This window comes from Actinoplanes couchii (assembly GCF_016862075.1).
Lineage (GTDB): Bacteria > Actinomycetota > Actinomycetes > Mycobacteriales > Micromonosporaceae > Actinoplanes > Actinoplanes couchii.
The window spans coordinates 33,772-58,397 of record NZ_BOMG01000051.1; the positions used below are offsets into that span (position 1 = coordinate 33,772).

The following is a 24,626-nucleotide window of genomic DNA, read 5'->3' on the forward strand; positions in this document are numbered from 1 at the left end:
ACGAACACATCGGAGGCATGCACGGTGGCTGATGATCTCACGCTGACCGTCACCCTGCGACCCGCTGCGCTCGACGCGCGACGCGGGATCGTACGGCTGCATCCGGAGGTGATCTCAGCTCTCGCCCTGCGGCCCGGTGATCCGGTGCGGCTGGCCGGGAACCGGATCACCGCCGGCATCGTGGCGCGGGCCGAGACGACCGCCGGGCGGGGGCTGCTCTACGCCGACGACCTCACCCTCGGCAACCTCGGGATGCGGGACGGTGGCCAGGTCACGGTCACCCCGATCCCGGTGGTGGCGGCGAAACGGGTGACGCTGACCGGCCCGCCCGAGGTGGTCGCGGTGGTCTCCCCGGAGATGCTGCGGCTGGCCCTGCTCGGCAAGGTGGTCAGCACCGGGGACGACGTCTCGCTGCTGCCGCAGGACGTGCTGCCCGCCGCCGGGAACCGACCGCTGGTCGAGGCGGCCCGCAAGAGCCTGGCCAACCGGGTGGGGTACGCGTGGACCAGCACCCTGCTGACGGTGACCGAAACTGATTCCCAGGCCGCGCTGGTGACCATGGACACCGTGGTGGCCTGGCAGGACGGGCCGGTCGCGCAGGCGCCGGTCACCACGCTGCCGGCCACGTCCGGGGCGCCCGCCTCCACCGACCCCGAGGTGCCGCCGCCCAGCCTGGACGACCTGCCCGGTCTCCGGTCCCAGGCCAAGGAGCTGGAGGAGCTGCTCGATCTCGGCTTCCACCACGGTGAGGTGCTGGCCCGGCTGGGCACCCGGGTGACGCTCGGGGTGCTGATCTCCGGCCCCTCCGGGTCCGGGAAGTCGGCGCTGGTCCGCGCGGTGGGCGCGTCGGTCGGCGCGACGGTGCGGCCGGTCTGGGCGCCGGAGCTGGCGGCTCTCACCAACAGCGCGGCGGCCGCGCGGTTGCGCGAGATCTCCTCGGCCGTGCGCGCGGAGAAACCGGCCGTGCTGCTCATCTCGGACGTCGAGGCGCTGGCGCCCCGCGAGGAACCGGGGCCGATCTCCACGGTGTTCCGGCAGGTGCTGGCCGAGACGCTGGCCTCCGGGACGGCTGTCGTCTGCACCACCAGCAAACCCGAGTCGGTCGACCCGGTGCTGCGCGACCCCGACCTGCTGGCGGTGCAGCTGACCGTGCCGTTGCCGGACGCGGCGATGCGCCGGGAGCAGCTGACCGTGCTGACCCGGGGGATGCCGCTGGCCGAGGACGTGCGGCTGGACGACGTCGCCGGGCGTACTCCCGGGTTCGTCGCCGCCGACCTGGGCGCCCTGGCCCGGGAGGCGGGTGTCCGGGCCGCGCTGCGGCAGAAGGACTCGGACTCACCGACGGTCACGATGGCCGATTTCCACGCCGCGCTGGAGGTGGTCCGGCCGACGTCGATGGCCGAGTCCACCCTGGAGGTCGCCGCCGTCACCCTGGACGACGTCGGGGACATGGCCGAGGTCAAGCAGATGCTCACCGAGTCGGTGCTGTGGCCGCTGACCTATCCGGACACGTTCGCCCGGCTCGGGGTGTCGCCGCCGCGCGGTGTGCTGCTCTACGGCCCGCCCGGCTGCGGAAAGACCTATCTGGTCAAGGCCATCGCCGGTACGGGTAAGGCCAACGTGCTGTCGGTGAAGGGCGCCGAGCTGCTCAGCAAGTGGGTCGGCGACAGCGAGCGGGCGGTGCGGGAGCTGTTCCGCCGGGCCCGGGAGGCGGCGCCGACCCTGGTCTTCCTGGACGAGATCGACGCGCTGGCGCCGGCCCGTGGCCAGGGCACCGACGGCGGGGTCACCGACCGGGTGGTGGCGGCGCTGCTGACCGAGCTGGACGGGGTCGAGGACCTGCGCAACGTGGTGGTGATCGGGGCGACCAACCGGCCCGACCTGATCGACCCGGCGATGCTGCGGCCCGGCCGGCTGGAGCGGCTGGTGTTCGTGCCGCCGCCGGACGCCGAGGCGCGGACCGCGATCCTGCGGGCGTCGTCGAAGGCGGTGCCGCTGGACGAGGCGGTCGACCTGGTCGCGCTCGGCGCGGAGCTGGAGGGTTTCTCGGCGGCGGACTGCTCGGCGCTGATCCGGGAGTCGGCGCTGGCCGCCATGCGGGACTCGCTGGAGGCCTCGACGGTCACCGCGGCGAACGTGGCGACCGCGCGCAAGCGGGTCCGGGCGTCACTCGACCCGGAGCAGGTGGCCTGGCTGCAGAATTACGCCGAGACCCATCAGCCCTAACGCCGTCTGGTCCGGGCCCGGGTCGATCGCAGGCGGCGTAAGCGGCCGATCAGCACCGGGTCCTTCGCCAGCGCGGCCGGGTTGTCGAGCAGGCCGTTGAGCAGCTGGTAGTAGCGCGTCGAGGACAGGCCGAAGGCATCCCGGATGGCCTGCTCCTTCGCGCCGGCGTGTTTCCACCACCGGTTCTCGAAGGCGAGGATCTCCAGCTCACGCTCGGTGAGCTGCGGTTCCTCCGCCGGTTCGTCGGGCTGCATGGCCACATTATGCCGTGATGACGTCCACTCCGGCCTCACGGAACGCGGCGACCGTGGCGGCCGGCGCGCCGGAGTCGGTGACCAGGGTCTCCACCTTGCTGATCGGGCAGATCCGGGCGAAGGCGTGACCGCCCAGCTTGGACGAGTCGGCGATCACCACCACCCGCTTGGCCCGGGCCACCATCAGGCTGTTCATCGACGCCTCGCCCTCGTGGTGCGAGGCCGCGCCCAGCTCCACGTCGAGGGCGTCGACACCGAGCAGCACGATGTCGAGGGTGACCTCCTTGAGGAGCGCGCCGCCCAGCGGGCCGACCACCTCGAACGACTGCGGGCGGACCACCCCGCCGGCCACCACGATCTTCATCCGGGAGCGGAGCAGCAGCTCGTTGGCGATGTTCAGGGCGTTGGTGACGACGGTGAGCTGGGAGCCCTCACCACCGGCGTTGAGGTCCGGGCGGACCGCGAGGGCGCGGGCCACCTCGGTGATGGTGGTGCCGCCGTTCAGGCCGACCACCGTGCCGGGCGTGACGAGACGGGCGGCGGCCTCACCGATGCGCTGTTTCTCGGCGGAGTGCTTGGCGCTCTTGTAGCGCAGCGGCAGGTCGTAGGAGACCCCGTTGGCGACCGCGCCGCCCCGGGTCCGGGTGATCATCTGTTGCTGCGCGAGCTGGTCGAAGTCGCGGCGAATGGTGGCCTGGGAGACGTCGAGACGCTCAGCGGCCTCCTCGACCGTGACCCGGCCGCTCTCCGTGAGTAGCTCAAGCAGGGCATTCCACCGCGCGTACCGGTCCACCCAAGCCTCCGCGATGCACGTTCCATGATAAGTGTGTGCACATTAGTGCGCGAAAGACCCGGAAGCAAAGCCTCCTGCTGCGCGAAGGACCTTTGGTCCTTGCCCCGGCAGGGCCGTAGTGAGCACAATAACGCGCGAAAGGCCCGGGAATCGAGCGCTAATGCGCAGCACCTACCGGTGAGGAACAGCCATGAGCCATGTCAAAGCGGAGATCGCCACACAACCCGAGTGCTGGCGGCAGGCGGCGAAACTAGCCGGGGCGCCGGGGCTACCGGCCCGCGGGGAACGGGTCGCCGTCGTCGGTTGCGGTACCTCCTGGTTCATGGCCAAGTCGTACGCCGTGCTCCGTGAACAGACCGGGCAGGGCGAAACCGACGCCTTCCAGGCCTCCGACTTCCCGTTCGGGCGGCGCTACGACCGGCTGGTCGCGATCACCCGGTCCGGCACCACCACCGAGACCCTCGACGTGATGCGCACCGTCGGCGAGCACACCCCGGTCACCGTCTTCACCGCCGCCGGCTCCGAGCCGGCCGCCGAAATGGCCACCGACGCCGTGGTGCTCGACTTCGCCGACGAGAAGTCGGTGGTGCAGACCCGGTTCGCCACCAGCGTGCTCGCCACCCTGCGCGCCCACCTGGGCCACGACATCGAGACCGCCGCGGCCGATGCCGAGGTCGCGATCCGCCTGCCGCTGCCGGTGCACCCGTCGCTCGTCGACCAGATCACCTTCCTCGGCCGGGGCTGGACCGTCGGCCTCGCCGAGGAGGCCGCCCTGAAGTGCCGCGAGGCCGCCGGGTTCTGGACCGAGTCGTACCCGGCGATGGACTACCGGCACGGGCCGATCGCGATCGCCGGGCCGCGCCGCGCGGTGTGGGCGTTCGGTGACGTCCCGGCCGGGCTCGCCGAGGAGGTCGAGCGCACCGGCGCCGCCTTCGTGCACAGCCGGCACCACGGCGGCTACGGCTCGATCGGGCGCTGGACCAGCGGCCGCGCGCCGCTGGACCCGATGGCCGACCTGATCCTGGCGCAGCGTGTCGCCCTGTCCCTGGCCACCACCCAGGGGCTCGACCCGGACAACCCACGCAACCTCAGCCGTTCCGTAGTCCTCGCGTGAGCGACCCGATAGTCGTCGCCCTCGACGTGGGCGGCACCGGGATGAAGTGCGCCCTGGTCCGCCCGGACGGCATGGTGCACCACGAGGAACGTCACCCGACGCTCGCCGACCGCGGGCCGGAGGCGGTCACGCAGACGATCCTGTCGGTGGCCGAGTCGCTGGCGCACCGGGCCGAGGTGGACGGGTTCACGCCGGTCGCCGCCGGGATCGCGGTGCCCGGAGTGGTCGACGAACAGAACGGTGTCGCGGTCTGGTCGGCGAACATCGGCTTCCGGGACGTACCGCTGCGGGATCTGGCCGTGGCACGGCTCGGTCTGCCCACCGCCATCGGTCACGACGTGCGCACCGGCGCGCTGGCCGAGGCCCGGCTGGGCGCCGGGCGGGGACGGCGGCACGTGCTGTTCGTGGCCATCGGCACCGGAATCGCCGGTGGCCTGGTCGTCGACGGCGCCGGATATCCCGGGGCACACGGCGCGGCCGGCGAGCTGGGGCACATCGTGATCCGGTTCGGCGGCCGGCTGTGCGGTTGCGGCCAGCGCGGCTGCCTGGAGGCGGAGGCCTCGGCCAAATCCATCGGGCGGCGGTACGCCGAACTGGCGAGCGAACCGGGCGCGACGGCGTTCGACGTGGCCACCCGGGCCGCCCGCGGCGACACCCTGGCCCGCCGGGTCTGGCAGGAGGCCGTCGACGCCCTGGCCGACGGGCTGCTCACCGCCCAGACGCTCTACGACGCCGGCGTGATCGTGCTCGGTGGCGGGCTCGCCGAGGCCCGCGACGACCTGCTGCTCCCGGTCCGGAAGGCGTTCGCCGAGCGGGTCACCTTCCACCGTGTCCCGGAGATCGTCCGGGCCGAACTGGGCGACGCCGCCGGCTGCCTGGGTTCCGCACTGCTCGCGCTCGACTCCTTGAAAGGCACCACGTGACCCGCGTATCCGGCCGGATCGTCACCCCCGACGCCGTCGTCACCGGACATCTGGATCTCGACGGCGACCTGATCGCGGCGATCGTGCCGGACGACACCGCGGGTGACGACGTGATCGTGCCCGGCTTCGTCGACCTGCACTGTCACGGCGGCGGCGGGCACACGTTCACCACCGGTTCGGCCCCGGCGGCCCGGGCGGCGGCCGCCTTCCACCGCCGGCACGGGACCACCACCATCCTGGCCAGCCTGGTCAGCTCGCCGTTCGCCCTGATGCGGTCGGCCGTCGACGCGTACCGGCCACTGGTCGAGGACGGGACGCTCGGCGGGATCCACTTCGAGGGGCCGTACCTGTCCGCGGTGCGGTGCGGGGCGCAGAATCCCTCGTTTCTCCGGGATCCGTCGATGGACGAGATCACCGAGCTGGTCACGGCCGGCGCCGGCGTGGTCCGGATGATGACCGTCGCGCCGGAGCTGCCGGGGGCCCTCGACGCCATCGGCCGGCTGCGGGACCACGGGGTGCTGGCGGCGATCGGGCACACCGACGCGACGTACGACCAGACCCACGCCGGAGTGGCCGCCGGGGCGACCGTCGCCACCCACCTCTTCAACGGCATGCGGCCCACCCACCACCGCGAGCCCGGCCCGGTCGTCGGCCTGCTCTCCTCCACCGCCACCGTCGAACTGATCGCGGACAACGTCCACCTGCACCCGGGCATGGTGAAGTTCGTCGTCGCCGACGTCGGGCCGGACCGCGCCGTGCTGGTCACCGACGCGATGGACGCCACCGGCATGCCCGACGGCCGGTACGAACTGGGCGGCCAGGAGGTGGTCGTCGCCGATCGGGTGGCCCGGCTCGCGGTCAACGGCTCGATCGCCGGCAGCACCCTGACCATGGACGGGGCGCTGCGCAACGCGGTGGCCGCCGGGGTGCCGCTGACCGCCGCGGCCCGGATGGCGTCGACCACGCCCGCCCGGCTGCTGGGGCTGGACAAGACCCTGGGCGCCCTGGCCCCCGGTCTCCGGGCCGACGTGGTCGTCCTCTCCGCCGATCTGACCCCGCGTTCGGTGCTACGCGCCGGCATCCCCGTCGAGGCGAGCTAGCAGCGAGTACGCGTTCGGCAGGCGCCCGTTCCAGGCCGCCGCCGTGACGCCGCCCATCCGCCAGAACGGCTCCGCGTACTCGGTCAGGTCCACGATCCGGAGCCCGGCCCGGGACACCGCGGTCACGATCGCACCCAGCGTGTGCTGCACCTGCACGGCGCCACCGGCCGGGAACGAGTCGTTCACGTGGCCCGCGGCGAAGTAGTCCCGGTCCGGCCGGATCCTCGGCTCGTCGGAGTCCCAGCTCCACAGCGGGGCGGCCGGGTGTTCGTCGTACACGAAAAGATGCCCGCCGGGGCGCAGCAACCGGGCGATGTCGCGGGCCCACTCCCCCAGGTCCGGCATCCAGATCAGGCCGCCCTTGCCGGTGTAGACCAGATCGGCGCTGGCGTCGGCGAGCGGCGCGCCCGGCAACGACGTGCGCACGTAGCGGCACGGCACCCCGAGCTCCAGGGCCCGCTGCTCGGCCACCCGGATCGCGGTCTCGCTGAAGTCCAGGCCGATCACCGACCGGGCGCCGGCCCGCACCAGCGCGACGTCGTCGGTGGCGTTCCCGCTCTGCCAGTGGATCACCTCGGGCGCGGCGGCCAGGACGTCCCGCAGCAGCTCCCGCTCCAGTGCGAGCAGCGACGACCCGTTGTCGGCGACGGCGGTGATCTCGTCGTACTCCCGGACGTACTTCTCCCCCGCGGACTCCCAGGCCCGCCGATTCACATCCATCCCCGGACGGTGACCCACTTCGATGGATCGGGTCAACCGCGTTTTGTCAGGAGGCGGTCCAGCCGGTCCACCGGGATCCGGTCCCACGGGATGCGTTCCAACAGGCGGGCCAGGACAAAACCGAGGAACAGGGCGGCGATCGAGTCGGTCAGCCAGTGGAAGCCGGTGTAGACCGTGGTGATCAGCACGATCGTCACCGGTAGCACCCGGACCAGGAACTTCTCCCGCAGTGAGAGAGTGCGGTTCAGGACCGCGGCCAGCAGCAGGGCGATCACCGCGTACCAGACGAACGAGTTGCCGACGTGGCCGGACGGGTAGCTTCGCGCCAGGTCGCCCGCCGCGTCCGGGTTGAACATGATCACCGGGTCGGGGCCCTTGAACCGGGGCGCCGCCCGGTCGAAGAAGATCTTCGCCGGGCCGATGGTGGCCATGGTCAGGAAGAACGCCGCCACGAACGGCAGGACCGCGCGGAGCGACCGGGTCCGGCGCCACAGCAGGAACGTCAGGATCAGCGCCACCGGCATCAGCACCTGCGCGCCCTGGCCCAGGTAGTTGAGGACCCGGGCGGTCCAGTAGAACGGGCTCGACTGGTCGGCCAGGGCCCAGTCGGCCACCCGCTGGTCCAGGGCCAGCAGCTGCCCGCGGGCCAGCGCCACGGACAGTGCCGCGAACGCGGCGAGAGCCAGCAGGTCGGGCCACCAGCTGCGGGTGATCTTGTCGTTCACCCCTACCAAGCTAGGGCCTGTGTGGTGGATCCCGCGAGTGCGAGGCGAGGTCCAGGTGGTGGCTGGCGTCAGCCGGGTGAAGGTCGCATACCGGTGTTGTATGTGTCCTTCACCCGGATGCCGCCAGGCGCCGGCTGGGCCACGCCGTAGCCCCGCGGGATCCACCACACAGGCCCTACAGGTACGCGCGTAGTCGGGTCGCCAGCAGATCGCCGCGGACGCCGGAGTTGGGGCAGCCGCCGAAGTGGTGCAGGGCCACCACCCGGTGGGTGGCGCGGGAGATCACCGGGGATCCGGACGAGCCGCCCGTGGTGTCGCAGTAGTACGAGACGTCCGAATGGGCCGCGTACCCGGTGTAGTCGGGGTTGTCGACCGCGCAGTTCCCGGCCGCCTCGCCCTTGCCGCCCGCGATCTTCGCCGGCTCACCGGACGGGTGCTGGGGTACGTACAGCTCCTGGCCCCGCTTCGGCCGGGTGGTGTCCAGGGTGAGGTAGCCGAACTTCTGGACCTGTGCGAACCCGCTGACGCTGAACAGCGTGTAGTCGTAGGTCTTATCGGTGGCCAGCACCTTGTCCCCCCAGACCTTCGTCGGCTTGAAGACGTCGGAGCCACCGCACTTGGCGCACTGGTAGTTGAACCAGACCTCGGTGTCGTACGCCTCGGCCGAGCTGGTCAGGCAGTGATTGTTGGTGATCATGCGGTTCTTCGGGCCGACCCGCCAGCCGGTGCACAGCTCGGTGCCGTTGATCAGCAGCCGGGCGATGGCCTTCGACTTGGTGTAGGCGACCGGATCCTTCGACACGTAACAGACCGCGTCGGTCGAGGTGTCGGTGCCGCAGACCGACTCCTCGCGCCCCGGCCGGGCCCGCGCCGACTCCTGGCGGCTCTCGCCCCGGGCCACCCGGTCGATGTCGACGCCGAGACTCGTCAGGGTGTCGCCGGAACCGCTGTCCTGCCAGTGCACCTCGACGATCGCGGTGTCGCCGGTGACCGACATGGCCCAGCGGCCGTCGGCGTCGTTCTGGTAGCGGTACGACTCGGTGCCGGACGGGTTCGACACGGTCACGTAGTCGCCGGGGAGCATGTCGAGTCGTTCGAAGTGCACCTTCACGTACGACGCGCCGGGGTAGGCGAACTTCTGGCGCTTCGGGCCGGCCTGGTAGCCGAGCAGCTCGTCGACCCGGTGCAGCGTGCCGACCCGCTGGCGTTTCGACGGCGTCGCGGTCGCCGATTCCAGGGGCCGCTCGGGCGTGGCGTCCGATTTTGCCGTTTTACGAGGTTTAGACTTCGGGGCGGCGCTCGACCGGAGAACACGATCCGCGGAGTCGGAAGCACGACTCGGGGCGGATATCCGGGATGAACTCGGAGCCGGGCTGGTCATCGTGGACTCCGGAGCGGGCCGGACAGTCGGGGCGGTGGGGGCCACCGCAGCGGCCTCGGTCCAGGTCCCGGCCGGATCCGCGCTGCTCCCGGCCACCAGGGCACCGGCCGAACCGGCCAGCACCAGGGCGGCGCACGCTCCGAAAACGATACCTGCCTTGCGTCGCATGCCACTCCCGTACATCGTGGGCCGTTTCGCACCTGTGTAACGAGCCACGTGCGGGCACGACGCGCCGCCCGAACCGGCACACTTGAGACGTGCGCATCACCTCCGCTCTCATCGACCCCGCGCTGCTGGACCTGCCGTGGCACATTCCGCTGGAGGAGTGGCCGGCCGATCATCTGGTCGCGCTGCCACAGGGCATCTCCCGGCACATCGTCCGGTTCGTGAAGCTCAACGACGTGGTCTACGCGATGAAGGAGACCCGGGAGCGGATCGCCGAGAAGGAGTACGACCTGCTCCGCGCCCTGGAGCGGATCGACTTCCCGGCGGTGCAGGCGATCGCCATCGCCACCGACCGGCAGACCAAGGAGGGCGAGCCGCTGGAGACCGTGCTGGTCACCCGGCACCTCCAGTTCTCCCTGCCCTACCGGGCGCTGTTCTCCCGGGTGCTGCGCCCGGACACGATGAACCGGCTGCTGGACGCGCTGGCCGCGCTGATCGTGCGGATGCACCTGACCGGCTTCTCCTGGGGCGACTGCTCGTTGTCGAACACGCTGTTCCGGCGGGACGCGGGCGCGTTCGCCGCCTATCTGGTGGACGCCGAGACCGGCAACCTCTACCCGAAACTGTCCGAGGGCCAGCGCAGCGAGGACATCGAGATCCTCCGGCTGAACATCTTCGGCGAGTGCCTGGACCTGCAGGCCGCCGAGCTGCTGCACGAGTCGATCGACCCGGAGACGGTCGTCGACGACATCGTGGCGCGTTATGAACGGCTGTGGCACGAGGTCACCTACGAGCAGGAGGTGGCCCGGGACTCCCGGCACCACATCGAGGGGCGGATCCGCCGGCTCAACGAGATGGGCTTCGACATCGCCGAGGTGTCCATGTCCACCTCGCACGACGGTGGTTACCTGGTCCGGCCCAAGGTCGTCGACGCCGGGTACCACACCCGCCGCCTGATGCGCCTGACCGGCCTGGACGCCGAGGAGAACCAGGCCCGTCAGCTGCTCAACGACCTGGACGCCTACCGGGCCGAGAGCCACCTCATCGACGAGCAGCAGGCGGCACACCGCTGGCTGACCGAGGTGTTCGAGCCGGTGGTCCGCGCGGTCCCGGCCAACCTGCGGCGCAAGCTGGAGCCGCAGGAGATCTTCTCGCAGATCATCCAGCACAAGTGGCTGCTCTCCGAGAAGGCCGGGCGGGACGTCGGGATGGCCCCGGCGGTGCAGGGCTACCTGACCGAAGTGCTGGTCAACAAGCCGGACGAGCAGGCCGTCCTGGGCGTGGAGGCGGAGTCACTCAGCGAGGCCCAGGCCTAGCGGCGGGCTGGCCAGCTCGGCGAGCACCCGCAGGCCACCCCGGCGGGCGACCACGATGACCCGGTCGCCCTCGGCCAGCACCCGGCGCCGGTCCGGCCCCCAGTCGACCCACTCCTGCCCGGGGAGCGCACCGGCCACCGACAGTCCGATCACCCGCGCCTCGCCCGGGTGGTCGGCGTGTTCCAGCGGGGCGCCGTCCAGCGGGGACAGCGCCGACACGGTCACCGTGGCCACCAGCACCGAGTGCCGGTCCACCGGGATGGTGGCGTGCACGTCGCGTTCCAGCAGGGCGGCGGCGAAGATCGGGGCGCAGATCCGGGACACGCTACGGGACGTGTTGATCTGGAAGGCCGACTCGACCCGCTGGGCGAAGTCGTCGTCGAAGAGCCGCAGCACCACCCGCAGGTCGTCGTGGGTGGCCCGGGACTGCAGGGCGGCCTGCAGGTTCACCCGGTCGTCGGTGGAGAGCACCACCAGGGCCCGGCAGGTGTCGATCGAGGCGGCCTGCAGGGTCTCCTGCGCGGAGGCGTCCCCGATGATCACCGGAACGCCGCGCCGCTGAGCGGTCTTCACCCCGCGGGCGTCCGCGACCCGGTCGATCGCCACCACGCGCAGGCCCAGGTCGGTGAGCTGGCGCAGCACCTGCGTGCCGACGTTGCCGAGCCCGACCAGCACGATGTGGTCGCTCAGCGCGGCGGCGATCCGGCCCTGGCTGAGGGCGATCCGCGCGTTCACCATGCCGTCCACCACGGCGGCCGTGATCAGCGGGATCAGCGCCAGCCCGGCGATCGTCAGCACCAGCTGGGCGGCCTGGCCGACCGGATCGCGGTCCACCTCCACGTCGGACGAGCCGACCGCGGTCAGCAGCGTCATGTAGAACGACTCCCAGAGGCCGTGCCCCTCGCCGTCGTACTTGGCCAGCACCACCCCGGACACCAGCGTGGTGGCCAGCGTGATCAGCACCGCGATGCCGAGTTTGCGGCTCAGCGCGGCCCGCACGGCACGGCCGATCGCGTGGAACGGGCGCCGGCGCCGGGACCGGCTGAGCAGGCGCCGGGTCAGGTCCTCGCCGGGTGGCCGCCCGGTCGCCTCGGCCAGCACCAGGTCGGACGGCTGAGCCACGCCGCGCCCCGGCTCGGCGGGGAGAACGGCCGCGCCGGCGCCGGTCAGGGTGAGCACGACCAGTTTCGGTGGAACGTCCTCGCGGTGGGCGACATACAGCGTACGACCGGCCAGGCGGAAGTGGGTCGGCGCGACCTCGCCCAGGGCCGCCGCCACGAAGGCCGGCGCCGCCATCTGCGCGTCGGACAGCACCGCGCAGTCCGGGAAGAGCCGGGCCACGCTGGTGCCGAGTCCGGTGTTGAACATCCGCACCACCACTCGCAGGTTCTCCTCGACCTCGCGGGCACAGAGAGCGGCGTGCAGGTTGACCACGTCGTCCGGCATGACCAGGGCCAGTGCGGTGGCGCCGTCGAGCCCCGCTTCACGGAAGGTGCGTTCGTCGAGCCGGTCCGATTTTCGCCACACCACGCCCCGGTCGGCGAGGGACGAGAGATCAGGGACATCGGGCCGGATCCGGTACGGGGTGATGACCGTGACGCGGATTCGGTGCCGCGAGTTGGCCAGCTCTTCGGCGAGGGTGAAGACCAGTGCATCGGCGCCGCACAACACCAGGTGAGGCCGGGTGTCCTCATCGGACTCGGAACGGTTGTGGATCTTTTCGTCGGGGGTGGCACTCACGTTCACGAATCGTAGTCAGCCGGAACCTGCCCGTGGGGGCGCTCGTTGCCCCGTCTGACACCTTTTGTCCGACTTGATGGGAATCGACCGAACCCATCGTCCGATGTGGCCAGGAGTAGATCAATGCGCAAGTTGTGGTGTGCCGGAGCCCTCCTCAGTGGACTGTTCCTCTTCGGGGGAACTTCCGCCTGGGCCGGCCCGGCGAACGAATCCGCACCGGAAACCCCCGCCATCAGCTGGCTGACCCCCACCGGAGTGACCGCCGGGATGTCCCCGGAACTCGCCCGTCAGGTAGCCGACGTCCGTTCCGAATTCGCCGGGATGCCCGGCGGCGGCACCCCGGTGCCGTTGTCCCAGGCCACCAAGGGCCAGCCGAAGGACGACGACGCGGCGGCCGTCCCGGCTCCCGCGGCCTCCGCCTCGGTGGCGGCGACCGACCCGTCCGTCGTGGTCGTCGACCCGTCCGCGTCGGCTGTGGTGGTCGACCCGTCCCCGTCCACCGCCGTGGTCGTCGACCCGTCCGCGTCCGCCTCGGCGGCACCGGCGACGCCGGCGTCCACCGAGCCGACGGCCGCCGCCGCCGGTGAGCCGACGGCCGACACCGTGGCGCCGGCCGCATCCGCGTCCGCGTCCGTCCCGGCCACCGACGGGGCGGTCGTCACCGACCCGTCGGCGCCCGCTGCCTCGGCTTCGGCCACGGCGACCGACGCTGCGGCTTCGGCCGGGGCGACCGACACCGCGACGAAGGCACCCGCCGCGTCCGCGTCCGCGTCGGCCGGCTCGGACGCCACCGACCCCCGCCTCGCTGAGGAGCCCACCGACAGCAAGTAGCCGTCACTCCAGCGAGAGCGCGCGCCGGCGCCGTCCACGCGGCGCGCGCTCTCGCGCTCGGCACCGGGTGCCGGTGACCGTCGCCTCCGGCCCGGCGGTCGCGGGTCGGTCCGGAGTCCGGCCCACCTCGCGTGGACCGGACAGCGGTGGCCGCTGCTCCTGTGGTGCCCCTCCGGCGTACTAGATATCGGTTAAATCCCAGGAGAGCAGCGTGAACGTCATCTCCTCCGTCGCCCCCGCACGGCGATAGGTGGCCTGGGCCGCCTTGTTGTCGGTCTCCGTCGCGACCCACATGCCGTAACAACCCCGCTCCCGGGCGATCGCGGCCAGCGCGTCCACCAGAGCCGTCCCGATGCCCTGCAGCCGGGCGACCGGCGCCACCCCCAGCTCGTAGACCAGCATCTCGGTGCCCTTGTCCGGATGGGTGGTCTCCACCCCGCTGATCATGCCGACCGGGCGGGCCTCGTCGTCGTAGGCCAGCAGCAGATGATGGGTCGGATCGGCGAGGAAACGCCGGGTCGCGGCCTCCCGCGGAGGGGCGTCGAACAGGTCCGCCGCCCGATGGACCTCGGCCGCGAGAGTCACCCGTTCGATACGCATGACGCCACGATAGCCAGGCGGCCAGGGGTCGATCATCCGACCGATCAATGCACCCGGGTCGGTAGCATGGCGGGCCGTGGCGGCGGTGGAGGGCGGAAACATGGCTGGTCAGGGCAAGGACGAGGGGCAGGCCGAGTTCGCGGTCGGCGTCTCCCGGGCGGCCGAACCGGACCCCACGTCGGAGACCGTGCCACAACAACCGGTTCGCCGGATCGAAGAACCCACCAAAGCCGACATGGAGTACGCGGAACCGGTCGACCCGTGGGCCGCCGCCGAGGCCGCCTCGATCGCCGCCGGGGGAAAGCCCAGCTATGAAGCGCCCGCCGTGCACCCCGGCCACACCTGGCCCGGCCCGTCCGGCCCCGATCAGACCGTCCTGGAACCGGGGAAGAAGCCGAACCGGCTCGGCCGCGGCCTGCTCATCGGCGGTGCCGCCACCGTCGTGGCCGCCGGCGTGACCGCCGCCACGGTGCTGCTCTGGCCGGCCCATCCGGCGCTCGACTTCCACCGGGCCGAGGAGATCGAGCGGTTCGCCCCGGCGGTCCCGTTCACCTCGTCGTTCACCACCACCGAGGTGCTCGGCGATCGGGCCTACTTCGCCGGCGTCGACGAGGAGGGCACCCTGCGTGTGCTCGCGTCCGACACCGGGGCCGGGAACAAGCCGCTGTGGGAGAGCGTCGCCGCCGGGAAGTCCGGCACCTGGAAGACCCTGCGCGCGACACCGACGGCAGTCGTGCTGCTCTCCGGCATCGAGTCGTCGACCGGCGCCGCCCGGATGGTCGTCCTGGACTCCGGGACCGGCCGGATGCGCTGGCAGCAGCGGGTCGGCTACAACGACGAGATCCACCTCGGCGCCCAGACCGTGGTGTGGGCCGACCGGGACCGCAAACGGCTCGTCGGGATCGACCTGGACGAAGGCCGGGAGAAGTGGTCCGAAGCCGACGAGGACGCCACCCGGATCCACCCGATGCCCACCGCCGAGGACCTGGACGGGCCGGCCGCCGTCGACGGGCGCACCCTGACCGCGACCGACACCGAACGGTTCGTGCAGTTCGACGCCGACAAGCGGGTGACCGTCCGGGAACTCGGCACCGGCAAGATCGTGCAGACCCGGGAGAACGTGTCCGCCGGCGGTGACGACGTGACCATCCGGGACGGCCGGCTCTACGTGCTGGAGAGCGGCACCCCCAAGCGGATCTTCCAGTACGACCTGGCGAACCTCGCCGCCGAACCCAGCGCCCTCTACACGGCCGGGACCACGGAGAACATCGACGGGCTCGCGCCCTGCGGCGACCAGCTCTGCTTCCTGCGGACCACCGGCTACGACCGGGCCGCCACCGAGATCGTCACCGACGGCTGGAACCTCGCCCTACCCGGCACCAAGACACTCGTCCCGGTCGGCGACAACGGGCTGCTGGCCGTCGGCGACAAGGGCACCACGCTGATCGTCGACCGCACCGTGGTCTGGACCCTGACCGACGGGGTCGCGGCCCGCCTCGACGCCGGGAACGTGCTGCGCTTCTCCGACGACCTGACCAGCTCGGTCGGCAACCGGGCGCTGTCCGGATTCCACCTCGGCGACAAGGCCGGCGAGATCAAGGAGATGGGCGAGATCCGGGACGTACGGTCCGAGAGCTGCTCGTGGAACACGTCGGTGATCGCATGCGTCGCCGACAAGGACGTCGTCGTCTACTCGTTCGCCGACTGAAGTTCTTCCACACACGAAGGGCGGGCCTCCGGGGAGACCCGCCCTTCGTGATCAACTACGTCAGATGCGGACACCGCTGCCGGCGTTGAAGACGTGCAGCGCCGTCGTCTGCGGCTTGATGTAGACCGTCTCGCCCATCGACGGCATGCTCTTGCGCTCGGTGCGGACGGTGAACCGCTCCGAACCGCCCGGCAGGTCCGCGTGGCCGTAGACGTTCGCGTCCGAACCCAGGTCCTCGACCAGATCCACGACGATCGGCAGCGCGTCGGCCGACTCGCTGACCACCGAAGCGGACTCCGGCCGGAAACCGACGGTCACCTTGCCCTCGCCACCCTCCTTCGCCGCCGCGATCTGCTCGCGGGTCAGCGGGATGGTCAGCGAACCGAAGTGGGCGCCGGTGTCGTTCAGCGGAACCGTCTTGATGTTCATCGCCGGGGAGCCCATGAAGCCCGCGACGAAGACGTTGCCGGGGGTGTCGTACAGCGCCCGCGGGGTGTCCACCTGCTGCAGCACGCCGTCCAGCATGACCGCCACCCGGTGACCCATGGTCATGGCCTCGACCTGGTCGTGCGTGACGTAGACCGTCGTGACACCCAGCTTCGCCTGCAGCGAGGCGATCTGCGAACGGGTCTGCACACGGAGCTTCGCGTCAAGGTTCGACAGCGGCTCGTCCATGAGGAAGACCTGCGGCTTACGCACGATCGCGCGGCCCATCGCGACACGCTGACGCTGACCACCGGAGAGCGCCTTCGGCTTACGCGACAGGTACTCCTCCAGCTGCAGCAGGCCGGCGGCCTCCTTCACGGCCTTGTCGATCTCGGCCTTCGGGGTCTTGCGCAGCTTCAGAGCGAACGCCATGTTCTCGTACACCGTCATGTGCGGGTACAGCGCGTAGTTCTGGAACACCATCGCGATGTCACGGGACTTCGGCGGCAGGTGCGTGACGTCCTTGTCGTTGATCAGGATGCGACCGCGGTCCACATCCTCCAGGCCGGCGAGCATGCGCAGGCTGGTGGACTTACCACAACCGGAGGGGCCGACCAGGACGAGGAACTCGCCGTCGCCGATCTCGAGCTGAAGCTCGTTGACCGCGGGACGCTCGGTGCCCGCATAGATGCGGGACGCCTTGTCATAAGAGACGGTAGCCATGGTGAAACGACTTCCTTTCCACCGGCAGGAACGTGCCGGACGATCCGAGTAGAAGGAACAGCCCCGCCACCGTATTTCTTTTTCCCTGACCTGCCAAGATGGCGATCGGAATACGGGACGTTATGCTGGGGGCCGTTCGCCCCTGTAGCTCAGATGGCTAGAGCACCCGTCTTGTAAACGGGAGGTCGTCGGTTCGATCCCGACCGGGGGCTCGTTGGCGGGGGCTCCTGTCCGCAAAGTGCGCGGACCGGAGCGTCACCTCGCATTTCGCTCCTGGGGGCCGAGCCCCCAGACCCCCGCGTCACGGTGATTGCTGTGGGCGGGCCGGTTGCGGGTTTCCGGTTGCGGGTCTTCGTTGTATCAAGTCTCATCTTGGTGTTCGCTCGTTGATCTTGCGTGAACTCCTTCCTGACCGCTGTTTTGATCGCGGCTCTCGGCGCTCCTGCACCTATACCTGGCCCTGAGTGGGGGCAGACGGGGTATGGGGCTGGGCTTACCTTCTTCAACCCCGGCGAAAGCCGCCTCAACGGATCCACGGTTGGGCGGGTTGTGCGGCGGTGGGAGGTTTCCACGCACGGGGATCCCGGGTGTGAGGTGGGGCGGGAACCGCTTGTGGGGTACGGGAGCGTCTTCACCAGTGATCCCGGTGGGGTGGGTGCCTATGACCCGGCTACGGGGGCTCGCCGGTGGCATGTGGGGCTGGGCCGGCGTGGGGTTTCCCGGATGGCTCTGTCCGAAGGGTTTCTGGTTGCGCTCTCCTACTCCTGTGAGGGGCAGCGCAGCTACCTGAACGTATATCGGGCCGCCGACGGGTCTCCTGTCTGGGAAGTGGCTCTGGGGGCGCCGTCTCAGGACATGGTGGTGGACCGAGGGGTTGTCGTGGTGGATACGCGGCCTGATTACGAGGCGTCCACGGTGGCTCATCGGCTGGGGACCGGGGCTCGGTTGTGGAAGTTGTATGGAACCCGGGGGCATGGGTTGTTGTCCGCTGGGGGGCGGATTCTGCTGCGTACCCAAAGGGAAGGGTCTCGGGCTGTCGATGTCCGGACCGGGGGGATTCTCTGGACCACTCGGGAGGATCTTTATGCCGTCGGCAGCGATCCCGGGGGTGGGCGGTTCTACATGGGGGGTGCAGGGCGGGGGCTCGCCTCGGTGGATGCCGCCAGCGGGAAGGTGGTTTGGCAGTCCTCGTGGCCGGCGCCTTCGGTCACCTCTGACGGGAAACGCGTCTATGTTCCCCGGCAGAGGACCGTCATCTGCCTGGATGCCTCGAACGGGCGACGGCTCTGGGGCGTGCATCTGCCGGATGGGGCCGGGCAGCCTGTTCGGGCCGGGGAACTGCTCTACAGCCCCTCCGGGATGGGGGCCGCTCTGTCGATCGTCGACGCTGTCACGGGGGCTACTCGTGGAGGTGGGCAACCCAGCCATGACAGTTATCCGCCGACGGTTGCAGGCGGTCGCCTATTCCTTACGGATGGCAACCGCCTGCGCGCCTACTTCTGACGTCAGCCTTGTGTGCGGCGGCGGCTCACCTCGGCGAGGGTTACTGCTGCTGCGACGCTTGCGTTCAGGGACTCCACGTCTGAGGCCATCGGGATGCTCACCCTCAGGTCGCAGGTTTCGCCCACCAGGCGGGAGAGGCCTCGGCCCTCGGAACCCACTACGACGATCAGGGGGCCTGCCGCCGCCTCCAGCTCGTAGAGGTCCACCTCGCCGTCCGCGTCCAGGCCGATTGCGGTGAAGCCTGCCTTCTGGGCCTGCTTGATGGCCCTGGTCAGGTTCACCACCTGGGAGACCGGAACCCGGGCCGCCGCGCCGGCGCTGGTGCGCCAGGCCGTCGCTGTGATGCCCGCTGCTCGGCGCTCGGTCATGAAGACGCCGTGGGCTCCGAACGCGGCCACCGACCGGATCACCGCGCCCACGTTGCGGGGGTCGGTGATGCCGTCCAGCGCGACCAGGAGGGGGGCGGTCTGCTCCAAGGACGCGGCGAGCAGGTCGTCGAAGTCCTCGTAGGCGAAGGGGGGGACCTGCAGGCCGATGCCCTGGTGCAGGACGCCGCCCGTCATGCGGTCCAGCTCGGCCCGGCTGATCTCCAGGATCGGGATGGCCCGGTCACCGCACGTGCGGATGATCTCGGTGACCCGGTCGTCGATGTCGATGCCGTGTGCCACGTAGAGCGCGGTCGCCGGCACCAGCGCGCGGAGCGCCTCGTTCACCGGGTTGCGGCCGAGCAGCAGCTCGGGGCCCTCCTTGGTGGGGTTGGAGCGGCGGCCCGGAGCGATCCTCGGGCCACGCGGGCCACCACCGCGGACCGGAGCGCCGCGGCCGGCCTGGGTGCGGGTCATGCCGGGCGCCCGGCCACCGCCCCGGCCCCAGGTGGTGTCCTTGGTGCCGGGCTGGCCGACCTTGGGCGCACGGCCCTCGGCGGCGGCCGCCTGACGCTCCTTGTTCTGCTTGCGCGCGGTCTTCTCGGGCAGTTTCTCGGTGCCCGAGTAGCCCTTGTGCCAGGGCCGCTCGTCGGCGGGCAGGGTCTTGCCACGCCCTTTCAGCCCGGCCTTGTTCTTGCCACCGGAGCCGCCCGCGGCGCCCTTCTTCGACGTCGTGCGCTTGCTCGCATTGAACGAATTACCGGCCATCAGTGCTGCTCTCCTACCGTCCAGCGCGGCCCGGTCGGAGTGTCCTCCACCTGAATACCCGCGTTCTTGAGCTGGTCCCGCACCGAATCGGCGGCCGCCCAGTCCTTACGTGCGCGGGCCGAAGCCCGCTGTTCCAATGCCAGGGCGACCAGGGAGTCGACCACCGGCTTCAGGTCGTTGCCGCCGTCGGCGCCACCCCAGGCGCTGTCGAGCGGGTCGATGCCGAGCACCCCGAGCATGGCCCGGACCGCGGTCAGCGCGCCCCGGATGGCCGGCTCGTCGCCGGCGGTCAGGGCGGTGTTGCCCTCCCGCACGGTGTCGTGCACGATCGCCAGCGCCGCCGAGGTGTTCAGATCGTCGTTCATCGCCTCGGCGAACGCCGGCGGCACCGCCTTGGGCCGGCCGTTGCCGACCACCTCGGCCGCACGCTGCACGAAGCCCTCGATGCGCCGGTAGGCGACCGCGGCCTCCTTCAGCGCCTCGTCGGTGAAGTCGATCCGCGAGCGGTAGTGCGGGCTGCCCAGGTAGTAACGCAGCTCGACCGGGCGGACGCCGGCTTCGACCACCGCGTCCAGGTCGATCACGTTGCCCAGCGACTTGCTCATCTTGGACTCGCCGAGATTCAACAGGGCGTGGTGCACCCAGAACCGGGCGAAACCGAGACCGGCCGCCTTGGACTGGGCCACCTCGTTCTCGTGGTGCGGGAACGTCAGGTCCAGGCCACCGCCGTGGATGTCGAACTCGTCGCCGAGGTAGCGCCGGGCCATCGCCGAGCACTCGATGTGCCAGCCCGGGCGGCCCTTGCCCCAGGGGGACGGCCAGTACGCGTCGCGCGGCTCGTCCGCCTTCACACCCTTCCACAGGGCGAAGTCACGGTGGTCGCGCTTGTCACGCGGCGAGGCGTCGCCGGGGTCGCGCATGTCGTCGGGGCGCTGACCGGACAGAGCGCCGTACTCCGCGAACGAGCGCACGTCGAAGTAGACGTCGGAGCAGTCGCCGTCGGCCGGGTACGCGTGGCCGCGATCGATCAGCTCCTGGATCAGCTCGTGCATCTCGGTGATGTGCCCGGTGGCCAGCGGCTCGTAGGTGGGCGGCAGCACGTTGAGCGCCGAGTAGTCCCGATCCAGGAGACGACGGTTCTCGTACGCGATGGCCCAGTAGGGCCGGCCCGCCTTGACCGCCTTCTCCAGGATCTTGTCGTCCACGTCGGTGACGTTGCGGACGAACGTCACCTCCAGGCCCTCGTGCGTCAGCCAGCGGCGCAGCACGTCGTAGTTGACGGCGGAACGGAGGTGGCCGATGTGTGGGGAGGACTGCACGGTGACACCACACAGGTAGATCCCCGCCAGACCGGGAGTCGACGGGACGAAGTCCCGGACCGATCGGGTCGCGGTGTCATACAAGCGTAGAGTCACCGTTGAAGGGTACCGGCCTCACCTCATGGACGCGTCATCCGGAGCACGTCGAGCGCCTCGTCCAGCTGAGCCTCGGTGAGCGTGCCGTTCGCGACGTGCCCGCGCTCGACCACCACCTCCCGGATCGTACGGCCGGTGGCCAGCGCCTGCTTGGCGATCGCGGCGGCCTCGTCGTAACCCAGATGCCTGTTGAGCGGGGTGACGATCGACGGCGACCCCTCGGCGTACCCCCGGGTGATCTCCTCGTCCGCCTCCAGCCCGGCCACGCACCGGTCGGCGAACAGCCGGGACACCGCGGCCAGCAGCCGGATCGACTCCAGCACGTTGCGGGCCATCACCGGAAGCATCACGTTCAGCTCGAAATCGCCCTGGGTGCCGGCGAAGGCCACCGCGGCGTCGTTGCCGATGACCTGGGCGGCGACCTGGCGGACCGCCTCGGGGACGACCGGGTTCACCTTGCCCGGCATGATCGACGAGCCGGGCTGCAGGTCGGGCAGGCGCAGCTCGCGCAGACCGGCCCGGGGACCGGAGCCCATCCAGCGGATGTCGTTGGCGATCTTGTAGAGGCCGGCGGCCACCACCCGGAGCTGGCCGGACGCCTCGACCAGCGCGTCCCGGGCGCCCTGCGCCTCGAAGTGGTCCCGCGCCTCGGTCAGCGGCAGGCCGGTCTCCTCAGCGAGCAGCCGGATCACGGTCGGCGCGAAACCGGGCGGGGTGTTCACCCCGGTGCCGACCGCGGTGCCGCCGAGCGGTAGTTCACCCAGCCGGGGCAGGGTGGCGGTCAGTCGTTCGACACCGTTGGTGATCTGGCGGGCGTAACCGGAGAACTCCTGCCCCAGGGTGACCGGGGTGGCGTCCATCAGGTGGGTGCGGCCGCTCTTGACCGTCTCCGCCCAGAGTGCGGCCTTGTCGTGCAGTGCTGCGGCCAGGTGCTCCAGCGCCGGGATCAGGTCACGGCCGACCGCCTCGGTCGCGGCCACGTGGATCGACGACGGGAAGACGTCGTTACTGGACTGCGAGGCGTTGACGTGGTCGTTCGGATGCACCGGGCGGCCCAGCTCCCGGCTCGCCAGGGTGGCGATGACCTCGTTCGCGTTCATGTTCGACGAGGTGCCGGAGCCGGTCTGGAAGACGTCGATCGGGAACTGGTCGTCGTAACCACCGTCGGCGACGTGTGCAGCGGCGGTGGCGATGGCGTCGGCCAGATCCTTCTCCAGCACGCCCAGCTCGGCGTTGGCCCGGGCGGCGGCGCCCTTGATCCGGGCCAGGGCGTGGATGTGGGACGGCTCCAGGCCGCGGCCGGAGATCGGGAAATTCTCCACCGCCCGCTGGGTCTGTGCGCGCCACAGCGCGTCGGCGGGCACCTGGACCTCGCCCATCGTGTCGCGTTCGATCCGGAAACCAGTCACCGCTTCATCCTCTCTCGGTGAGCGGACGGTACCCAGTCGATTGCCTCACAAGCGCGGATCGGAGCGCCGTTCGTATAACGTCGGCGAGGTTCGGTCCCCGACTTCGGTCTCGATGAAGAGGAACCCCTGATGCGACGCGCCCTCCTGGCCGTGATCGCCGGCGGCACACTGCTGACCGGCGCCGCCTGCGACAGTGACGCGGAGACGCCCCAGTTCACTGAGCCGTCCGCCCCCGCGTCGGTGCTCGCCGCGCCGTCGCCGTCGGTCTCCCTGGCGCCGGACTACTCAGAGGACACCGCGAAGATCTGCGGACGGGTCACCGGCGTGGTGAACAAGGCGTTCGGCGAGTTCGGCGCGGAGCTCGGCCGGATGATCGCCAACAAGGACGCCAAGGAGACCGCCGAGGCCACCAAGTCGGAGAAGGCGGCCGCCGACGAGCTGAAGGCGATCGGTGCCCAGATCCGCAAGGAGACCAAGGACGCGCAGGATCCAGAGCTCGCGGTGGCCGCCGAGACCTCGGCGAAGAAGATCGACGCCGCCGCGAAGAACCGGTCCTACATCAAGGGGCTCAAGGCGACCAAGGATCTGGACGTCACGCTCAAGGACCAGATCGCCGAGTGGCTCGACCCGCTCTCCGGTTACTGCGCGGGCGGACCGCTCCCGTCCGAGAGCGCCCCGGCCAGCGCCGACCCGGTTCCCAGCGCGTCCTGAACGATCAGCGCCGGCCGATCGCGAAGACCGGGTTCGGCTTGGTCACGTCCGCGAAGAAGTCCTCGCCCTTGTCGTCCACCACGATGAAGGCGGGGAAGTCCTCGACCTCGATCTTCCAGACCGCCTCCATGCCGAGCTCCGGGAACTCGAGCACCTCGACGTGCCGGATGCAGTCCTGGGCCAGACGCGCGGCCGGGCCGCCGATCGAGCCGAGGTAGAAGCCGCCGTGCTCCTGGCACGAGTCGGTGACCTGCTTCGACCGGTTGCCCTTGGCCAGCATGACCATCGAGCCGCCGTTGGCCTGGAACTTCTCCACGTACGAATCCATCCGGCCGGCCGTGGTCGGTCCGAAGGATCCGGACGCGTACCCCTCGGGGGTCTTCGCCGGGCCGGCGTAGTAGACCGCGTGGTCCCGCATGTACTGCGGCATCGGCTCACCGGCGTCCAGCCGCTCGGCGATCTTGGCGTGCGCGATGTCCCGGGCCACCACCAGCGGGCCGGTCAGCGACAGCCGGGTCTTCACCGGGTACTTGGTCAGCTCGGCCCGGATCTCCGCCATCGGCCGGTTCAGGTCGATGTTGACCACCGGCGACTCTTCGAGGTCGACCTCGGGCAGGTAGCGCGCCGGGTCGGTCTCCAGCCGCTCCAGCCAGACGCCGGACGGGGTGATCTTGGCGACCGCCTGCCGGTCCGCCGAGCAGGAGACGGCGATCGCGACCGGGCAGGACGCGCCGTGCCGGGGCAGCCTGATCACCCGGACGTCGTGACAGAAGTACCGCCCGCCGAACTGGGCGCCGATCCCGAAGTCGCGGGTCAGCTCCAGGACCGCGGCCTCCAGCTCCAGGTCACGGAAGCCGTGCGCGAGCATCGAACCCGCGGTGGGCAGGTTGTCGAGGTACTTCGCGGAGGCGAGTTTCGCGGTCTTCAGCGCGTGCTCGGCGCTGGTACCGCCGATGACCACGGCCAGGTGGTACGGCGGGCAGGCCGACGTGCCGATCAGGCGCAGTTTCTCGTCCAGGAACTGCATCATCCGCTGCGGGTTCAGCAGCGCCTTGGTCTCCTGGTAGAGGTACGACTTGTTGGCCGAGCCACCGCCCTTGGCCATGAACAGGAACTTGTACGCGTCCGGCTGGCCGCCCGGGTCCTCCGCGTACAGCTCGATCTGCGCGGGCAGGTTGCTGCCGGTGTTCTTCTCGTCCCACATGGTCAGCGGGGCGAGCTGCGAATACCGCAGGTTGAGCCGGGTGTACGCCTGGTAGACGCCGAGGGCGATGGCCGCCTCGTCGGTGCCGTCGGTGAGCACGTGCCGGCCGCGCTTGCCCATCACGATCGCGGTGCCGGTGTCCTGGCACATCGGCAGCACCCCACCGGCCGCGATGTTCGCGTTGCGCAGCAGGTCCATCGCGACGAACCGGTCGTTCGCCGAGGCCTTCGGGTCGTCGATGATGCCGCGCAGCTGCGCCAGGTGGGCCGGGCGCAGGTAGTGGGCGATGTCGTGCATCGCCTCCGCGGTGAGCTGAGTGAGAGCGGCCGGCTCCACGGTCAGGAATCGTCGCCCGCCAGGGCCCTCGACGACGTCCACTCCCTCGTCCGTGACCAGGCGGTACTCGGTCTGGTCCGCACCGGTGGGGAGGAGCGGCGAATAGCTGAAATCGGCGCCTCTGCTCATGAACGCTCAGCCTATGCCAGCGGGGTGGCGGGATGCGAACC

Annotated in this window: 20 protein-coding genes, 1 tRNA gene and 1 pseudogene; 10 read left to right on the forward strand and 12 right to left on the reverse strand. The window is 70.7% G+C overall.

The annotated features are described in order from the left end of the window. Positions 1-24: 24 nt before the first annotated feature. A complete protein-coding gene (locus Aco03nite_RS19440) occupies positions 25-2,226 on the forward strand; it encodes an AAA family ATPase (RefSeq protein WP_203796794.1) in 2,202 nt (733 codons plus the stop codon). Here Aco03nite_RS19440 and Aco03nite_RS19445 read toward each other — a convergent pair. Together Aco03nite_RS19445 and Aco03nite_RS19450 are read right to left on the reverse strand one after the other, a co-directional pair. Then, positions 2,223-2,447, reverse strand: a pseudogene (locus Aco03nite_RS19445) (DUF3263 domain-containing protein); the annotation flags it as partial. The gene Aco03nite_RS19440 and the pseudogene Aco03nite_RS19445 sit on opposite strands and share 4 nt — an antisense overlap. A gap of 40 nt (positions 2,448-2,487) precedes the next feature. Next, a complete protein-coding gene (locus tag Aco03nite_RS19450) occupies positions 2,488-3,273 on the reverse strand; it encodes a DeoR/GlpR family DNA-binding transcription regulator (protein ID WP_203796796.1) in 786 nt (261 codons plus the stop codon). 190 nt (positions 3,274-3,463) lie between these two features. On the opposite strand from Aco03nite_RS19450, the gene Aco03nite_RS19455 reads away from it, so the two are divergent. From Aco03nite_RS19455 to nagA, 3 genes are read left to right on the forward strand one after another with little or no spacing between them, the layout of a single operon-like run. Continuing rightward, positions 3,464-4,387: an SIS domain-containing protein gene (locus tag Aco03nite_RS19455; protein ID WP_203796797.1), complete on the forward strand. Its 924-nt coding sequence runs from the start codon at positions 3,464-3,466 to the stop codon at positions 4,385-4,387. After that, positions 4,384-5,310 carry an ROK family protein gene (locus tag Aco03nite_RS19460; protein ID WP_203796798.1) on the forward strand — a complete coding sequence of 309 codons (927 nt, stop codon included), beginning with the start codon at positions 4,384-4,386 and terminating at the stop codon, positions 5,308-5,310. Before Aco03nite_RS19455 ends, Aco03nite_RS19460 begins: the two co-directional genes overlap by 4 nt. Continuing rightward, on the forward strand, positions 5,307-6,410 hold the full coding sequence (gene nagA / locus Aco03nite_RS19465; protein WP_203796799.1) for an N-acetylglucosamine-6-phosphate deacetylase: 1,104 nt from the start codon (positions 5,307-5,309) through the stop codon (positions 6,408-6,410). The genes Aco03nite_RS19460 and nagA overlap by 4 nt, the downstream gene beginning before the upstream one ends. On the opposite strand, the gene Aco03nite_RS19470 is transcribed toward nagA, so the two are convergent. The 3 genes from Aco03nite_RS19470 to Aco03nite_RS19480 all read right to left on the reverse strand — a co-directional run bounded on the left by Aco03nite_RS19470 (position 6,378) and on the right by Aco03nite_RS19480 (position 9,404). Then, the gene (locus Aco03nite_RS19470) at positions 6,378-7,130 is read right to left on the reverse strand and encodes a class I SAM-dependent methyltransferase (protein WP_203796800.1); all 753 of its coding nucleotides are present in this window, start codon (positions 7,128-7,130) and stop codon (positions 6,378-6,380) included. The two genes, nagA and Aco03nite_RS19470, sit on opposite strands and share 33 nt — an antisense overlap. 32 nt (positions 7,131-7,162) lie before the next feature. Then, positions 7,163-7,855, reverse strand: a complete 693-nt coding sequence (locus Aco03nite_RS19475; RefSeq protein WP_203796801.1) for a phosphatase PAP2 family protein — start codon at positions 7,853-7,855, stop codon at positions 7,163-7,165. Positions 7,856-8,030: 175 nt separating this feature from the next. Beyond that, a complete protein-coding gene (locus Aco03nite_RS19480) occupies positions 8,031-9,404 on the reverse strand; it encodes a trypsin-like serine peptidase (RefSeq protein ID WP_203796802.1) in 1,374 nt (457 codons plus the stop codon). An 89-nt stretch (positions 9,405-9,493) separates the two neighbouring features. Between Aco03nite_RS19480 and Aco03nite_RS19485 the strand changes: the two genes are divergently transcribed. Continuing rightward, complete coding sequence (locus tag Aco03nite_RS19485) at positions 9,494-10,717, forward strand: DUF4032 domain-containing protein (protein ID WP_203796803.1); 1,224 nt, start codon at positions 9,494-9,496, stop codon at positions 10,715-10,717. On the opposite strand, the gene Aco03nite_RS19490 is transcribed toward Aco03nite_RS19485, so the two are convergent. Then, on the reverse strand, positions 10,694-12,457 hold the full coding sequence (locus Aco03nite_RS19490) for an NAD-binding protein (protein ID WP_239145283.1): 1,764 nt from the start codon (positions 12,455-12,457) through the stop codon (positions 10,694-10,696). The genes Aco03nite_RS19485 and Aco03nite_RS19490 overlap by 24 nt on opposite strands. A gap of 123 nt (positions 12,458-12,580) precedes the next feature. On the opposite strand from Aco03nite_RS19490, the gene Aco03nite_RS19495 reads away from it, so the two are divergent. Beyond that, positions 12,581-13,288, forward strand: a complete 708-nt coding sequence (locus tag Aco03nite_RS19495; protein ID WP_203796804.1) for a hypothetical protein — start codon at positions 12,581-12,583, stop codon at positions 13,286-13,288. 180 nt (positions 13,289-13,468) lie between these two features. Here the strand turns inward: Aco03nite_RS19495 and Aco03nite_RS19500 are convergent, their stop codons facing one another. Beyond that, the gene (locus Aco03nite_RS19500; protein ID WP_203796805.1) at positions 13,469-13,888 is read right to left on the reverse strand and encodes a GNAT family N-acetyltransferase; all 420 of its coding nucleotides are present in this window, start codon (positions 13,886-13,888) and stop codon (positions 13,469-13,471) included. A 76-nt stretch (positions 13,889-13,964) separates the two neighbouring features. Between Aco03nite_RS19500 and Aco03nite_RS19505 the strand changes: the two genes are divergently transcribed. Then, positions 13,965-15,596: a PQQ-binding-like beta-propeller repeat protein gene (locus tag Aco03nite_RS19505; protein ID WP_203796806.1), complete on the forward strand. Its 1,632-nt coding sequence runs from the start codon at positions 13,965-13,967 to the stop codon at positions 15,594-15,596. A 60-nt stretch (positions 15,597-15,656) separates the two neighbouring features. Here the strand turns inward: Aco03nite_RS19505 and Aco03nite_RS19510 are convergent, their stop codons facing one another. After that, positions 15,657-16,745 (reverse strand): ABC transporter ATP-binding protein, encoded by a 1,089-nt coding sequence (locus Aco03nite_RS19510; RefSeq protein WP_203796807.1) that lies wholly within the window; start codon positions 16,743-16,745, stop codon positions 15,657-15,659. Positions 16,746-16,883: 138 nt separating this feature from the next. Between Aco03nite_RS19510 and Aco03nite_RS19515 the strand changes: the two genes are divergently transcribed. Beyond that, positions 16,884-16,957 (forward strand) — tRNA-Thr (locus Aco03nite_RS19515). Between the two features lie 439 nt (positions 16,958-17,396). Then, the gene (locus Aco03nite_RS54710; protein WP_203796808.1) at positions 17,397-18,248 is read left to right on the forward strand and encodes an outer membrane protein assembly factor BamB family protein; all 852 of its coding nucleotides are present in this window, start codon (positions 17,397-17,399) and stop codon (positions 18,246-18,248) included. 2 nt (positions 18,249-18,250) lie between these two features. Here Aco03nite_RS54710 and rlmB read toward each other — a convergent pair whose 3' ends face one another. The 3 genes from rlmB to Aco03nite_RS19535 are packed head-to-tail and all read right to left on the reverse strand — an operon-like array spanning position 18,251 to position 22,205. Then, complete coding sequence (gene rlmB / locus Aco03nite_RS19525; protein WP_203796809.1) at positions 18,251-19,381, reverse strand: 23S rRNA (guanosine(2251)-2'-O)-methyltransferase RlmB; 1,131 nt, start codon at positions 19,379-19,381, stop codon at positions 18,251-18,253. Then, positions 19,381-20,796 (reverse strand): cysteine--tRNA ligase, encoded by a 1,416-nt coding sequence (gene cysS / locus Aco03nite_RS19530; protein WP_203796810.1) that lies wholly within the window; start codon positions 20,794-20,796, stop codon positions 19,381-19,383. Before cysS ends, rlmB begins: the two co-directional genes overlap by 1 nt. A gap of 23 nt (positions 20,797-20,819) precedes the next feature. Continuing rightward, on the reverse strand, positions 20,820-22,205 hold the full coding sequence (locus Aco03nite_RS19535) for a class II fumarate hydratase (protein ID WP_275415880.1): 1,386 nt from the start codon (positions 22,203-22,205) through the stop codon (positions 20,820-20,822). A gap of 129 nt (positions 22,206-22,334) precedes the next feature. Between Aco03nite_RS19535 and Aco03nite_RS19540 the strand changes: the two genes are divergently transcribed. Next, complete coding sequence (locus tag Aco03nite_RS19540) at positions 22,335-22,916, forward strand: hypothetical protein (RefSeq protein WP_203796811.1); 582 nt, start codon at positions 22,335-22,337, stop codon at positions 22,914-22,916. A gap of 4 nt (positions 22,917-22,920) precedes the next feature. Here the strand turns inward: Aco03nite_RS19540 and Aco03nite_RS19545 are convergent, their stop codons facing one another. After that, on the reverse strand, positions 22,921-24,585 hold the full coding sequence (locus Aco03nite_RS19545; protein ID WP_203796812.1) for a fumarate hydratase: 1,665 nt from the start codon (positions 24,583-24,585) through the stop codon (positions 22,921-22,923). Between the last annotated feature and the right edge of the window lie 41 nt (positions 24,586-24,626).